Origin of the sequence: Rhizobium anhuiense, from assembly GCF_003985145.1 — a bacterium.
Taxonomy (GTDB): domain Bacteria; phylum Pseudomonadota; class Alphaproteobacteria; order Rhizobiales; family Rhizobiaceae; genus Rhizobium; species Rhizobium anhuiense.
In genome coordinates this window covers 1-14,351 of record NZ_ML133551.1, presented here as the reverse complement: position 1 = coordinate 14,351, position 14,351 = coordinate 1, and the positions used below count along the sequence as shown (strand labels likewise).

Below are 14,351 nucleotides of genomic sequence, written 5' to 3'. Positions count from 1 at the left end.
TAAGCGGGCAGCCCGCGGCCGACGCAAGGGGCTACGCCTCGTCCCTCGGCGGCAATGTGTAATGCACTCTCATCGTCCTTGGATCGCGCTTGACGATCTGCAGCACGCCCTCGCGTTCCGCCAGGGCGTTGAGTTCCCTCAGCACGAGAGAATGCGCTATCCCCAGCATGCGCGCAAAGGTGCGGCTGTCACGCGCAATCCCCAGCTCCGCGGCGACGAGCAGGCCGGCTTGTATCGACGTCAATTGGGCATCCCTGCCTTGCGCCGCCGCGACGAGGGCAAGAAAGCGATCGACCTCGGCTGCCTCTACGCTCACGCGGCTTTTCGCCGGCGGAAGGACACCATGATCGATTTCGAAGTGGGCGTATCGCTTTCCCTGCCGGCGCTGCCAAGCGGCACGAGCACGTTCAGTTCGGGGTAATAACCCGCTATGCTTCCCCGGGGGATGTCATAGGGCACAAAGCGGAAATTCTCAGCGATGCGCTCGATACCGTCCTCATGCTCGCCGACCACGTCGACCCGGTCGCCGGCTTCGGCATGCATCGCCTGCAGATCCGCCGGGTGAATGAAGATGACCTGCCGCTCACCGTAAACGCCGCGATATCGGTCATCGAGGCCATAGACCGTCGTATTGTATTGATCGTGCGACCGGAAGGTCTGCAGGGCGAAACGCCCCTCACCCTTTCGCGCCCGCTGATGCACCGTCTCTTCCGGAAGCGGCTCGGCAGAGAATGACGCCTTGCCTGCCGGCGTATCCCACTCCCGATGGGCGGCCGTGTTGCGCAGGTGGAAACCGCGCGGCTTGCGCAGGCGCGCATTGTAATTTTCGAAGCCCGGGATAGTCGCTGCGATATGATCGCGAATGCGGTCGTGGTCGCCGGCGAGCTCTGTCCAGTCGACCACGGCGGCGCCGACCGTCGCTTGCGCAATGCCGGCAATGATGGCGACTTCCGAGAGGAGATGCGGTGAGGCGGGGCGATTGATGCCGGCGGAACCGTGCACCATGCTCATCGAATCCTCGACGCTGACGAGCTGGGAGTTGCCCGCCGCGTTCATATCCATCTCGGTGCGCCCGAGGCACGGCAGGATGAAGGCGGCCTCACCGGGCATGAGATGCGAATGATTGGGTTTGGTGGCGATGTGCACCGTCAGCTTCAGCCGCCGCAGCGCCTTCTCGACAAGGGCGCTGTCGGGAGTGGCGCGGGCGAAATTGCCGCCAAGCCCGATGAAGGCCTCGGCCGAGCCGTCGAGCATCGCGCCGATGGCGGCAAGGACATTGTGGCCATGTTCGCGGGGAACGGCGAAGCGGAAGTGTTTCTTTAGCGCATCGAGGAAATCGTCCGACGGCTTTTCGTTGATGCCGACGGTGCGGTCGCCCTGCACGTTGGAATGCCCGCGAACCGGGCAAAGGCCGGCACCCGGCCGGCCGATATTGCCGCGCAGGAACATGAAATTGGCGATCTCGCGGATCGTCGCGACGGAATGCAGATGCTGGGTCACGCCCATCGCCCAGGTGCAGATGACCTTCTCGGCGTTGATATAGACATCGGCCGCCCGCTCGATCTCCTGCCGGCTCAGTCCCGATTGATCCTCGATCTCAGCCCAGCTCGTTGCCTCGACCGCTGCCCGATATTCCGCAAAACCCGCGCAGTGTTCGGCGAGAAATGCATGGTCGAGAACGGAGGGCAGACCGGCGGCGACCGCTGCCTCTTCCGCAGCCAGCACGGCCTTCGCCATCCCGCGCACCGCGGCCATGTCGCCGCCGAGTTGCGGCTGGAGATAAAGGCTGGCGATGTCGGTCGAACCGCCGCGCAGCATCTCGATCTTGTCCTGAGGATCGGAGAAGCGCTCCAGGCCGCGTTCGCGGATCGGATTGAAGACGACGATGCGCGCGCCGCGGATCGCCGCCCGGCGCAGGTCGCCGAGCATGCGGGGATGGTTGGTGCCCGGGTTCTGCCCGATCACGAAGATCGCATCGGCCTCTTCGAAATCCTCCAGAAGCACCGTGCCCTTGCCCACACCGACCGCCTGGCGCATGGCGATGCCGCTTGCCTCGTGGCACATGTTGGAGCAGTCGGGAAAATTGTTCGTGCCATAGACGCGCACGAAGAGCTGGTAGAGGAAGGCCGCCTCGTTGCTCGCCCGGCCCGACGTGTAGAATTCCGCCCGGTTGGGATGATCTAGCCCCTTGAGAATGGCTCCGATTTCGGCGAAGGCATCCCCCCACGCGACCGGCAGATAACGGTCGCTCGCCGCATCGTAACGCATCGGATGCGTCAGGCGGCCGTTGAGTTCCAGTTCATAATCCGTCAGCCGGCGAAGCTGCGATACCGTATTGTCAGCGAAGAAAGCGGGCGATGCCCGCTTCTCCGTCGCCTCCCAGGCGACGGCCTTCACACCGTTTTCGCAGAACTCGAACGACGATCCGTGTTCCGGATCGCCCCAGGCGCAACCCGGGCAATCGAACCCATCCGGCTGGTTCGCCTTCAGCATCGTCCGCGCCCCGGAAATCGGCATGCCGCTTTGAAGCAACTGCTTCCCGCAGCTCTTCAACGCGCCCCAGCCGCCGGCTGCCGCCGATTTCTTGCCAATGAATTTTTTGTCCATGCGCCCTGTATTGTCGAAGCGAGGAAAACATCAAGGCCGCAGGAGCGATGGATCGATAGGAAAAACCTATCAAGGATTCAATCAACCAACATCCTTCATGGCATGCCGTTCGTCGGGCGAATGGGCCAGGATGCGATTGCGGCCTTGCGTCTTGGCGTCGTAGAGCGCCGCATCGGCCTCCGTCAGGAGACGATTCGGGTTGACCCTCAAGGTGGCGCCGGTCGCGCAGGATATGCCGATACTGGCGGTCACTCGTCCGAATTCGCTGCCGGAATGAACGATATTCTCCTGGTTTAGGAGACGTGCGAATTGCTCGGCAACGATCATTGCCCCTTTCGCACTGGTCGCCGGAAGCAGAACCACGAATTCCTCTCCGCCGTAACGTGCGACGATGTCTGCCGGCCGGCTGACGGACTGGCGAAGGCACTTGCTGACGACACGCAGGCATTGGTCTCCGGCGGGATGACCGTAGGTGTCGTTATAGGCCTTGAAGCGGTCGATATCGACCATCAGCAGGCTGAACGGCGTGTTCTTCCTGGCGCTGCCGGTGGTCTCGCGTGCGAAAGCTTCGTCGAAGGCCCGACGATTGACGATGCCGGTGAGCCCGTCGGTCTCGGCAAGGGACTTCAGTTGCTCCGCCGACAGCCTGAGCGCGATTTCCGCCTGCTTCGTCGCGGTGACGTCCGAGACGACGGCCATCGCCGTGCCGTCTTCGGCAAGCCTTGTCCGGATGCTGCGCCAGTCGCCGTTATAAAGCTGGACCTCTTCGTCCTTGTTGCTGTGCAGCGCAGCACTGGCGACCTTGATCCATTCTTCGAGGTCACTGTCCGGAATACCGGTGCGCTCGTTTGTTTCGGCGACGCGGCGGAGAATGTCGCTGATATGGGCGCCAACCACGCGCGCATCCCCGGATAGCGGAAAGGCGGTGCGATACTGCTCGTTGCAGAAAACAAGGAAACCCTTGCTGTCGTACATGGCGATACCGTCGGACATGCCGGCCATCGCATGCGACAGCAGGTTCTTGCTTTCGCGCAATTCCCGCTCCAGGACGGTACGCTCCGTAATGTCACGTGTTACGCCCGCAAGGCCGATCACCCGCCCCTGCCTATCCCGCAGCGGCACCTTGGAGGCGAGCAGGGATCTGCCTTCGATATGCTCGGTAGAGTCGATCAGAGGCACCCCGGTGTCCATAAGCTGCTGTTCGAGATAATACAATTCTTCAGCAAGCGGGCGCGACAGGAGATTAAAATCTGACAATCCGGTCATCTCCGCCGTCGTCTTGAAACGATAAAGGCGGATCATATTTTCGTTGACGGTGATGAACCGGCTGTTTCGATCCTTCACGTAGAGATAGTCGGGCGACTGCGAAAATGCGGTCACCAATATGCTTCGCTCCAGCGCCCATTGTTGGGTCTTCAACAGAATGAAACCACACAGCGCAGTCGCCAGGCAGTTCAATACGGTCATGGGCAGACCGATCATGGCCAGCACACGGGCGTGCACCAGGGTGGGAAGCGTCGCCATCAACACGACAAGAGAGGCGCCGAGCGCGAGGCCCAGCAGGCCAACGTCCATGAGCCGGGGAGATCTCTTGCGGATCCAGAAATTGCCAACCAGGCCGATGCCGGTCGCGACAGCAATCGCGACCAGACCGTCGATCATTGCCGTGCCGCCGACCCAGAAGCGAAAGGCCATCGCCAGCGACGCCGCAAAAGCCGCCGCAATCGGTCCGCCGAACATGCCCGCCAAAGCGAGCGGCGAGAAGCGCAAGTCGATATAGAGGCCGGGATTGAATTCGACGGCCAGCAATATCGATCCGATCGAGGCCGCGCCGGCTACGATTCCGAAGGCGATTTTCTCCTGCCTGGCCGAACTGCGCTGAAATTGGATCGAAAAATGCGCCCAGAGCGAAATTGCCAGGCACACGAAAGAAAGGTTGCCACCGAATTGCGTCCAGATGCCACTCACTGCGTTGGATCCACCTTCCAATACATGTACCGAACTGATCATAGGGCAACACTGGTTTGAGCTTAGTTAAATCGGAGACCCATCAGGCTATTTCATTTGCAGATGCGTCTCCGGGCCGAAGCGAGTGCTGGAGACGGTTAAGTATGCGCAGGGCCTTTCTGCCAGATTTGACGACATGAGAAAGACGCTGAACCGGATTGAAAGGTCATGCCCGAAGACGGCAGGAGACATCATGTCCGCAATGCGCTGCAGTTCAACGGATAGCGCCCGATGCGATAAGGCATGCTTAACAACTGCATCCTGGGCCTCGGGACATCTATCCGGATAGCGCAATAGTTGCGCTATCCGGACAAGCATGCGCATTTGGACTATCGTGTTGTGCACCAAAGCGCTCGTGAAGCTACGAGAAAGATCGCGCCGTTGCTGTTCATAACGCACCCGCGGTCACGATCCCGGCTCTTTCACTACTTGCAGATCGCCGCAGCCAAAAAGCCACGCATCGCCTCGCCATAGGGCGGCCGCATCATGTATTCCGCTTCCACCATCTTGCTCTGGTGATAGACGGCGCGCGGATGCGAGAAGGCGAGGAAGCCGAATTTGCCGTGATAGGCTCCCATGCCCGAATGGCCGACGCCGCCGAAGGGCAGGCCTTCCGCCGTGACGTGGCTCATGCAGTCGTTGACCGTCACCCCGCCTGAAGTCGTATTGTCGAGGACACGGCGTTCCTCTTGCCGATCCTGGCTGAAGTAATAGAGGGCGAGCGGGCGCGGCCTGGCATTGATCCGATCGATGACGTCGGCGATATCGCGATAGGCAATGACCGGCAGCACAGGCCCGAAGATTTCCTCCTGCAGCACGCGCATGTCTTCCGTCGGGTCGAGGATCAGGGTCGGGGGCATGCGATGGGCCGATTGCTGGGAGAAATTCTCCGCCGCCGGGTTGATCTCGACGATCCCAGCGCCCTTGGCCCTGGCATCGTCGATCAAGCCCTGGACGCGGGCGTGATGGCGAGCGTTGACGATCGAGGTGTAATCGGGATTTTCCTTCAACGCCGGATACATCGCGCCGACCGCCGCGACCGCGTGTCCGGCAAAGGCTTCGACGCTTTCCTCAGGTACATAGACATGATCGGGCGCAAGGCAGATCTGGCCGGCATTCAGCGTCTTGACCGTCATGATGCGGCGCGCCGCGTCTGCGAGATCGGCCGAGCGGCCGACGATGACGGGCGACTTGCCGCCGAGTTCAAGCGTCAGCGGCGTCAGGTTTTCCGCCGCCGCCCGCATGACATGATGGGCGATCGCGGTCCCCCCAGTGAAGATCAGGTGGTCGAAGGCCAGTGACGTGAAGGCAGTGCCCGTCGCCGGTCCGCCCTGAACGACTGAGATTTCCGTTTCGTCGAAGGCGCCGGCGATGAGCTCCGCCATCAGGGCTGATGAAGCCGGCGTCACCTCCGACGGCTTGATCATGGCGCGGTTGCCGGCGGCGAGAATGCCGGCAAGCGGCGCAAGGGCGAGCTGATAGGGGAAATTCCAGGGGCTGAGGATTCCGACAACCCCTTTCGGCTGATAGACCACTTCAGCCACCGCGTCCGGGAACAATGCCTCGTGCTGCTCGGGCTTCAGCCACTCGGCAAGATGGGCCTTGGCATATTTGAGCGAACCGACGCAGGTGAAGACGTCGAGAAGCAGGCTCGCCTCGACGCTGCGGCTGCCGAAGTCGTCCGAGAGGGCCGCGGCGATCGCATCCTTATGATCGACCAGAAGGGCGATGACGCGGTCGATGCGATCGATGCGGGTCACGATGCTTGGCGGCCCTTCCCTCAGGAAAGACGTCTTTTGCCGGTCCAGCAGCGCCTTCATGGCATCGGCACTGGTATCGGTGGCGATCGGGGTGACGGTGTTCATTGTTTCCTCCCTTGAACGGTGTCAGACGGCCGGCTGGCGTACGATCGGTTTCAGCACAATGCCCTTTTCCGAATCCTCCACCGCCTGGTTGATGTCGGCGAAATCATAGAAGGTGACGAGCCTGTCGAAGGGGAAGCGACCCTGCCGATGCAGGTCGATCAACAGCGGGATCAGCACGTCCGGATTGGAATCGCCCTCGACGATGCCGCGGACGCGGCGTCCGCCGGAGAGGATATGGGTGAGATCCAGCGTCAGCGTCGCGCCGTGCGGCGAGGCCCCGACGATGCCGCAGGTGCCGCGCGGCGCCAGCACCCGCACGCACTGGTCGATGACCGCGGGCACACCGGAGGCATCGATCGCATAGTCGACGCCGGCGCCGGTCAGCGCCATGATCGCGGCAACCGCGTCGCTTGTCTTGCCGTTGAAGATATCGGTGGCGCCGAGTTCGGTCGCAAGCGCCAGCCGCGTCTCGTTGACGTCGACGGCGATGATCCGCGAAGCGCCGACGACCCGCGCCGCCATCACCGCGGCAAGACCGACCGAGCCCATGCCGAAAACCGCGAGCACTTTCCCCGGTTCGACCTTGAGCGCGTTCATGACCGCGCCGGCGCCGGTCTGGATGCCGCAGGCGAGTGGCCCGAGCAGCGCGAGATCGGCATCTCCAGGCACTTTCACGATATTGCGTTCATGGCACAGCGCATGGCTGGCAAAGGAGGATTGCCCGAAAATATTGCCGTGAACCCGCTCCCCTTCGCAGGAGATCCCGCTCGAACCATCGGCGCGCGCACCGAAAAAGTTGCGCGGGAAGAATTCGTGGCAATAGGTCTTCTCGTGATCGTTGCAGCTCGGGCAATGGCCGCAGGAGTTGAAGGTCATGACGACGTGATCGCTGGGCTTGACCTTGGCGACACCCGGCCCGACCCGCTCGACGATGCCGGCGCCTTCGTGGCCGAGCACCACCGGCTGCGGCACCGGCAGGTGCTGGTCACGCATGACGATATCGGTGTGGCAGACCCCTGTCGCCACGACGCGAACCAGGATCTCGCCCTCGCGCGGCTCCTCCAGATCGAGCCTTTCCAGCGAAAACGGCATATGCGGCGCACGCGCCACCGCGGCATGGATTTTCATTGCTTTTCCTCCTCCCGAAATCAACGCGCCCTCAGCCGCGCTTGTAGGCGCCGAGCCCCGGCTGATAGGTCTTGTCGTCGAGAAACTGTTTCAGCCCCTCGTCGCGCCCCTTGGTCTTGTCGAGAAACAGCATCTGCTCCAGCTTGGCGTAGATGTAATCGTCGGCGAGATCCCATGGCAGGTTGCGCACCCGCTTGTAGGTGTCCTTGGCGGCCTTCAGCGTCACCGGATTCTTTTCGAGCAGGCTGGCGCAGATCTTGCGGACCCGGGCTTCAAGCTCGGCCAACGGCACGGCCTCGTTGACGAGACCCATTTCCGCGGCCTTGCGCCCATCGAACAGCTCACCGGTCATGATGTAATAGAGCGCGTCGCGATGGCGCATCACTTCGGCAACCGCACGGGTGACGTTGCCGCCCGGCAGAATGCCCCAGTTGATCTCGGAAAGGCCGAATTTCGCCTCCTCAGCGGCGATGGCGAGATCGCAGGAAACCAGCGGCGTAAAGGCGCCGCCGAAGCACCAGCCATTGACCATGGCGATGGTCGGCTTTTCGAAATACATCAGCCGGCTCCACCAGTTGCCGGACTGGCGCCGCGCCTTCAGCGTGGCGTCACGCGGCTTGCCGTCATTGTCACGGAAATATTCCTTCAGATCCATGCCGGCCGACCAGGATTCGCCGGCACCGCGCAGGACGAGGACGCCGCAGCGCTCGTCGCCCTCGAGCTCGTCGAGCACCTCGAGCATCCGGGCATTCAGGGCCGGATTCATCGCATTGCGCTTTTCCGGACGGTTGAGGGTCACGAAAGCGATGCCACTATCGAATTCGACCAGAACCGGCGATTTCATTTCAGTCATGGTTTACTCCATTGGTTTCGGCGTGAAGGCGCAAGCCGCGTCACAAGGCCTGTCGTTGAAGGGTTTCGTCGGAATGGAACTGGCGCAGAACATGTTTCTGCACCTTGCCGGAGGCGGTGCGGGGAATGGTTTCGACGAAGAGGATGCGCGCCGGACGCTTGAAGGCGGCAAGCCCTGCCGCGCAATGGCCGGCGATCTCATCACCCGTTGCCACGGCACCCGGCCGCAGCACGATATAGGCGACGCCGCATTCGCCCCACCTGAGGTCGGGAATGCCGACGACCGCGGCATCGAGAATATCGGGATGGCTTGCGAGCGCCGCTTCGACCTCGGCGGGGTAAACATTCTCGCCGCCGCTGATATACATGTCCTTCAGCCGGTCGACGATGCGATAGAAGCCGTTCGCTTCGCGGCGGCCGAGATCGCCGGTGCGGTACCAGCCGTCGGTGAAAGCGGCCGCGGTTTCCCGCGGCTTGTTCCAGTAACCCGGCGTTACCGCCGGCCCGCGCAGCCAGAGTTCGCCGATCTCGCCTTCGTCAACGTCGCGGCCGTCCTCGCCGACGATGCGAATGTCGAGTAGCGGCGCGGGAAGACCGACGCTGCCGGGATTATCCTGCACGGCGCGCCGGTCGATCGGCACATGCAGCACCGTTCCGGCCTCGCTCATGCCGTAGCCGTTGACCAGCGCAACGCCGTCGTCGAGATAGCTTTCGATCAGCGCCTGCGTCAGCGGCGCGCCGCCGACGAAGAGCGCATGCAGGCCGGAAAGAGCCGCGGCGCTATAGGCGGGATCGTTGCGCAAGGCGAGCGCGATCTGCGGCACGGCGAAATAATGGGTGATGCCGCGCCGCCGGTCGGCAAGGGCTGCAAGCGTGCGCGCCGGCGTGAAGCGGTCGGAAATGACAAGCGTGCCGCCCAGCATCAACGTGGTGCGCGCCACCGCGATCAGCCCGATCGTGTGAAAGAACGGCAGGTCGCACAATGCGACGGAACCTGGCCCGATCTCTCCGACCATGGAAAAATTGATGGCGGCGAAAAAGGCGTTGCGGCGGGTGATGACGACGCCCTTCGGCTGCCCCGTCGTGCCCGATGTGTAGAGAAGCACGCAAGGTTCATCGGCATCGGCGGGCACCGGGCCGGCCGGACGGCTCGCCTCGATCCGCGCGGCGAGCCCGGCCGGGCCATCGGCCGTCGATATCAGCGCCATTTCGGGATCGACGCCCGCGACGCTTACCGCCGTTGCCGCGAACTCCTCGTCGTGAACGAGCAGAGCCGGCGTGCAATCGGCAAGGATCGGCCGCAACTCCGCGGCGTTGAGGCGCCAGTTGAGAGGCACGTAGATGGCGCCGGCGCGCTGGCAGGCAAAGGCAAGCACGATCGAATCCACCGAATTGCGCGCCAGCATGGCGACACGCGCCCCATCCCGCCGCGCCCCGAGCATATCGTTGAGCAAGCCGGCGCAGCGGGCGATCCGCGCATCGAGCTCGGCATAGCTAAGCTGCCGGCCGGTGGCGATCTCGAACAGAGCCGGACGGTCCGGTGCGACGCGCGCGCGGTAAAGGATCGGATCATCCGTCACCAGTCCGCAATCTGCCGACGAGACCATCCCGGAAAAGGAATGCGCCATGTTCTCCTCCCATGCCCGCCGCTCCTCCGCAGCCGGCATTAAATTTGTATGTAACACATACTAATATTTTTCCGGAGAGATGCAAGAGGCTGTTCAAGGCAAATGCGATCGTTCGAATGGACGCGGGGAAATCCGCAATGCCGATATTGACTAACCCGCTGATTTTGATGGTTATGACCCTGAATGAAGCGAGAGCGAACCATGGGCACAAAATCACCGCAGGACGATGTCGAGGGCGAAGACGCCCCCGCGACGCCGGCGCTCGACGTCGGCCGGCTTGGCGATCTGCTCGGCTTCCATCTGCGCATGGCGCATGTCGCGATCTATCGCGACTTCGCCGAAACCATGGAAGAACTGGCGCTGACGCAGAAGCAGCTCGCCGTGATGGAACTCGTCGCCGGCAATCCCGGCGCCTCGCAGATCGACCTTGCCAACACGCTCGGCACCGACCGGGCGACGATGATGGCCCTCGTCAACCGGCTGGCCGCCCGCGACCTGATCGAACGCCGCCCCTCCGCGGCCGACCGCCGCCGCCAGGAACTGCATCTGACGAAAGCGGGACGCGCGATGCTCGCGCGGGCGCGTGAGTTGATCGACAAGCATGAGCGGCGTTTCATCGGTCTGTTTTCGCAGGACGAAATGGATGGACTGCTGGCGGCGCTGAAACGGATATACAAGGGGAGCTGAAATCCGCGCGAGCTTGGGAAGTAAGCCGCATCCAAGCTGATAGATTTCGCTTGGGAAAGTCCCGTGTTATGATCCCGGCCCTGGCGTCGTCCGCCGTGGGTTCTGCACACGGAGACTTGTCTCATGAGTGAAATGGACGTGCTTTTTGCCACCCTGCGACAGGCGGCTGACCCGCCGACGGTTGAGTGCATCGAAAACGTCGTCAAACATGGCTCGGATCGCGATCTCAATCGCATCAATGCGCTCGCCTTTGCCGACACGCATCATCTCGATGAAGAGAAAACCATCGCGGCACTTCTGCATGCCGCCCGCATCGGCGTCTTCGAAATGACCTGGAACGTCCTTTGCCCGGGATGCGGCGGCGTCCTCGACAGCGGCGCCACCCTCAAGGGGGTCGTCCAGGACACTTACCATTGCGCGCTCTGCGCGGCCGGATACGAACCGACCCTCGACGAGATGGTCGAGGTAACCTTCACCGTTAGTCCAAGAGTGCGCAGGATTGCCGCCCACGACCCCGATCGGCTGCCTCCGCTTGAATACTACCGCCAGATCTTCTTCAGCTCCGGCGTCGACCTGCCGGAGGACCTAGAGGCGAAGTTCGATCGCATCCAGCTGGAGATGATCGAGTTGGCGCCGGGCGAGAAGGCGTTCGTCTCGCTGCAACTGCCGGCGCAGTTCGTCATCATCTTCGATGCGGTCACCCATTCGGCGCAGTTCATCGACGTGCAGGGCGAGCCCACCGACGAACGTCAAACCCTGTCGATGATCATCAGCCGGACGCATGCGCTGAACGAAACGCTGACCCTTCGTCCCGGCCTGCTGCGGCTCACCCTCGAGAACCACACCGATCGCCGAGTGGTGCCGAATGTCTGCATCGCCGGAGACGAACTGCACGACCTCCTGGGCCGCAGGCGGCCTTTTCTGACAGCCAAGCGGCTGCTGACGAACCAGAGCTTCCGGGACATCTATCGGACCGACACGCTCGACGTCGACCAGCGGCTCAAGATCACCAGCCTGACCTTCCTCTTCACCGACTTGAGGGGCTCGACCGCGCTCTACGAGCGCGTCGGAGATCTCGCCGCCTTCGATCTGGTGCGGGCGCATTTCAGGGTTCTTCACGAGATCGTCGCCACAGAGGCCGGAGCCGTGGTCAAGACCATCGGCGATGCCGTAATGGCGACCTTCCCCAGCCCGGACCGGGCGGTGGCCGCAGCACTCAGGATGCGCGAGGCGATGCTGCGGCTGAATGCCGAACACGGCAGCGACGATCTTCTGCTGAAGATCGGCATTCATGAGGGACCATGCCTCGCCGTCAACCTCAACGACCGACAGGACTATTTCGGTCAGACCGTCAACATCGCTTCCCGCGTCCAGGGCCTTGCCGATCCCAATGTGATCATGACGACGGAGGCGATCGTCGGGGATGCCCAGGTTTCGGAGATCCTGCGCGACGGCGGCATCTCATCGGTCTCCCGGCTGGCGGAGCTTCAGGGCATAGGGCGCGAGGTGAGGATTTTTGCGCTGTCGTGAGCTGGGTTTGCTCTTTGAGGTCGGGCCAAGTTGAGCGGTCTCCGCTAACGGTCCGAAGCGGATTTTCATTGGGCAATCAAAGTTCAGCAGCTTCGCGCCTTCTTACCAGTCGTCGCGGCAGAACTTACCATTGCCCGAGAAGGGACTTCCGTTCGTTTAGACACTACTGCTGGACACTATCTGCGGTCATCCTATCAACAAGCCAAGGCCGCTTCTTTCACGGTAGCGACCCCGACTTCACAAGCCGGCAATCACGACTAGAGCGGTTCAGCTTTTAACGGAAGCGCAGAACCGCTCCATCCTTTTGTTTTTGCGCAACTCCCGGCAAAACCGCTTCGCGCTTTGCCTGGGAAATCCGCTTCGCACTTTTCCTGGAATTGCACTAGGCGAGGGATCACCTCAGAGCGTGTCGATCAGTCCTCCGTCCACACGCATGGAAGCCCCGGTCGTCGCGGATGCCAAAGGCGAGGCGAGGTAGGTTACGAGGTTGGCGATCTCCTCGACGCTCGCAGCTCGTTGGATAATCGAACTTCCACGATGTTGCTTGACGAAGTCCGCAGCGACCTCCTCGATCGACTTGCCCGTCTTCGCACGCTCTTCGGCAAGCATCGCCTCAACGCCTTCGGACAGTGTTGGGCCGGGGAGGACCGAGTTGACGGTAATGCCCGTACCAGCCATGCGCTTGGCGAGCCCGCGGGCAACCGCGATATCGGCGGTCTTGCTAACGCCGTAGTGAATCATCTCCACTGGAATATTAAAGCCGGATTCCGATGCGATGAAGATGACGCGACCCCAGTTGACGGTCTGCATGCCCGGAAGGTAGGCACGCGAAAGCCTGACGGCCGACATGACGTTTACCTGCCAGTGGCGATCCCAGACCTCGTCGCTCGCCTCGAAGAAGTCGAGCGGCTGGAAGATGCCCGCATTGTTGATCAGAATATCGACATGATGAACCTTGGCGACGAGAGCTTCACACCCTTCAGCAGTTGCGACATCGGCTGCGATGGCGGCCACGGTGCCCCCGGCACCTTCGCCTTTCAGGCGTTCGGTCGCCTTAGCGGTCTTTTCTTCGGACCGTCCGTTGATCACCACGTCCGCGCCGGCCCTCGCGAGCTGGCGGGCGATCGCGTAGCCGATGCCTTCGGTAGATCCAGTAATCAGCGCGGTTTTGCCTGTGAGGTCGATCTGCATCTGCGGCTCCTTCTGAGGTTGGACCAGTGAAGGTATGACCTGGCGGTCGGTCTCGCAACAGCCCGCGACGTCGATGATCCTTTCGGGTGGAACCCGTGGCGGTGCACTGGAAGCGGGTTTGTAAGCTGATCCAGAAGCAGATGACATTCTCTCAGAGTTCGAGCAGTGATCCGGCAAGCGCGACACTTGGAAAGAAGGCAACAGCTCGATTGGCAGACCTAAGGTGTCCGCAGTCCCTTATGAATCGTCCGGAAACCGGTAATTCATTCTCGTATAAATCTGCTCGAATCCAGCCGCGATGAGATTGGCGTGAGAGATATTCGGCTCATCGGCAGAAGGTTGGGCGGTTTCGACGACGAATGTCTGAACGCCCTGGCTGGCGCCTTGGTTCAGACGCGCGGCAATCAGGGCCTTCTGTGCCCCGCGATTGCGAAACTCGGGAACGGTCGAGCCCCCGCCAAGCCACGCAAAGCCGTCTGCCGCATACATCGCGCCGGTCGCAATCGGCCTGCCGTCCAATTCCGCGAAAAAACAGCTCCAACCGTCCTTCCCGACGATCGCTGACCAAAGCGGGGTCAGGTTTGCCGGAAAGTGAAATCCGGCGCACATCATCGAACCGAAGATCTCGGCTTCGGTGACATTGACCTGCCGGGTCGCGACCTCTCCAGAATGGATGAGTGGCGTGGAAGGCGCTGTTCGCCGGAGTTTTGCCCATCCGTGACCTTGGGCAACAAGGCCCCGTTTCCTTGTCCAGTCGTGTGTCCGTTGAGGAGCGGTGGCAGCGTTCATTTGTAAGTAGCGTCGGCCCGCCCTTTTGCTCATCCATTCACAGGCCATGTCGAGATCTTCAGGTGCC

General features: G+C 62.1%; 11 protein-coding genes. 2 read left to right on the top strand and 9 right to left on the bottom strand.

Going from position 1 to position 14,351, the window contains the following annotated elements:
• Positions 1–31: 31 nt before the first annotated feature.
• The 7 genes from EEQ99_RS34145 to EEQ99_RS34115 form a co-directional block, all read right to left on the bottom strand.
• Positions 32–316: a hypothetical protein gene (locus EEQ99_RS34145; RefSeq protein WP_063474165.1), complete on the bottom strand. Its 285-nt coding sequence runs from the start codon at positions 314–316 to the stop codon at positions 32–34.
• Positions 313–2,607, bottom strand: a complete 2,295-nt coding sequence (locus tag EEQ99_RS34140) for an FdhF/YdeP family oxidoreductase (RefSeq protein WP_127431932.1) — start codon at positions 2,605–2,607, stop codon at positions 313–315. The genes EEQ99_RS34145 and EEQ99_RS34140 overlap by 4 nt, the downstream gene beginning before the upstream one ends.
• An 81-nt stretch (positions 2,608–2,688) precedes the next feature.
• Positions 2,689–4,617: a diguanylate cyclase gene (locus tag EEQ99_RS34135; protein ID WP_127431931.1), complete on the bottom strand. Its 1,929-nt coding sequence runs from the start codon at positions 4,615–4,617 to the stop codon at positions 2,689–2,691.
• Between the two features lie 422 nt (positions 4,618–5,039).
• A complete protein-coding gene (locus tag EEQ99_RS34130; RefSeq protein WP_127431930.1) occupies positions 5,040–6,479 on the bottom strand; it encodes a coniferyl aldehyde dehydrogenase in 1,440 nt (479 codons plus the stop codon).
• A 21-nt stretch (positions 6,480–6,500) separates the two neighbouring features.
• A complete protein-coding gene (locus tag EEQ99_RS34125; RefSeq protein ID WP_127431929.1) occupies positions 6,501–7,607 on the bottom strand; it encodes an NAD(P)-dependent alcohol dehydrogenase in 1,107 nt (368 codons plus the stop codon).
• A gap of 31 nt (positions 7,608–7,638) precedes the next feature.
• Positions 7,639–8,460 carry a p-hydroxycinnamoyl CoA hydratase/lyase gene (locus EEQ99_RS34120; protein WP_097545391.1) on the bottom strand — a complete coding sequence of 274 codons (822 nt, stop codon included), beginning with the start codon at positions 8,458–8,460 and terminating at the stop codon, positions 7,639–7,641.
• A gap of 40 nt (positions 8,461–8,500) precedes the next feature.
• A complete protein-coding gene (locus EEQ99_RS34115; protein ID WP_127431928.1) occupies positions 8,501–10,087 on the bottom strand; it encodes an AMP-binding protein in 1,587 nt (528 codons plus the stop codon).
• Positions 10,088–10,288: 201 nt separating this feature from the next.
• Here EEQ99_RS34115 and EEQ99_RS34110 point away from each other — a divergent pair, with 201 nt between their 5' ends.
• Positions 10,289–10,774, top strand: a complete 486-nt coding sequence (locus tag EEQ99_RS34110) for a MarR family winged helix-turn-helix transcriptional regulator (RefSeq protein WP_127431927.1) — start codon at positions 10,289–10,291, stop codon at positions 10,772–10,774.
• A 123-nt stretch (positions 10,775–10,897) separates the two neighbouring features.
• On the top strand, positions 10,898–12,304 hold the full coding sequence (locus EEQ99_RS34105; protein ID WP_127431926.1) for an adenylate/guanylate cyclase domain-containing protein: 1,407 nt from the start codon (positions 10,898–10,900) through the stop codon (positions 12,302–12,304).
• A gap of 399 nt (positions 12,305–12,703) precedes the next feature.
• Here EEQ99_RS34105 and EEQ99_RS34100 read toward each other — a convergent pair whose 3' ends face one another.
• Together EEQ99_RS34100 and EEQ99_RS34095 are read right to left on the bottom strand one after the other, a co-directional pair.
• Positions 12,704–13,495 carry an SDR family NAD(P)-dependent oxidoreductase gene (locus EEQ99_RS34100; protein WP_063474155.1) on the bottom strand — a complete coding sequence of 264 codons (792 nt, stop codon included), beginning with the start codon at positions 13,493–13,495 and terminating at the stop codon, positions 12,704–12,706.
• A gap of 237 nt (positions 13,496–13,732) precedes the next feature.
• The coding region (locus EEQ99_RS34095) for a GNAT family N-acetyltransferase (protein WP_164736007.1) at positions 13,733–14,351 on the bottom strand (619 nt) is incomplete at its 5' end.

What these genes read in the sequence shown, in the direction of transcription:
- EEQ99_RS34140 (WP_127431932.1), bottom strand. Translation starts at nt 2,607, where the DNA reads ATGGACAAAAAATTCATTGGCAAGAAATCGGCGGCAGCCGGCGGCTGG.
- EEQ99_RS34135 (WP_127431931.1), bottom strand. Translation starts at nt 4,617, where the DNA reads ATGATCAGTTCGGTACATGTATTGGAAGGTGGATCCAACGCAGTGAGT.
- EEQ99_RS34130 (WP_127431930.1), bottom strand. Translation starts at nt 6,479, where the DNA reads ATGAACACCGTCACCCCGATCGCCACCGATACCAGTGCCGATGCCATG.
- EEQ99_RS34125 (WP_127431929.1), bottom strand. Translation starts at nt 7,607, where the DNA reads ATGAAAATCCATGCCGCGGTGGCGCGTGCGCCGCATATGCCGTTTTCG.
- EEQ99_RS34120 (WP_097545391.1), bottom strand. Translation starts at nt 8,460, where the DNA reads ATGACTGAAATGAAATCGCCGGTTCTGGTCGAATTCGATAGTGGCATC.
- EEQ99_RS34115 (WP_127431928.1), bottom strand. Translation starts at nt 10,087, where the DNA reads ATGGCGCATTCCTTTTCCGGGATGGTCTCGTCGGCAGATTGCGGACTG.
- EEQ99_RS34110 (WP_127431927.1), top strand. Translation starts at nt 10,289, where the DNA reads ATGGGCACAAAATCACCGCAGGACGATGTCGAGGGCGAAGACGCCCCC.
- EEQ99_RS34105 (WP_127431926.1), top strand. Translation starts at nt 10,898, where the DNA reads ATGAGTGAAATGGACGTGCTTTTTGCCACCCTGCGACAGGCGGCTGAC.
- EEQ99_RS34100 (WP_063474155.1), bottom strand. Translation starts at nt 13,495, where the DNA reads ATGCAGATCGACCTCACAGGCAAAACCGCGCTGATTACTGGATCTACC.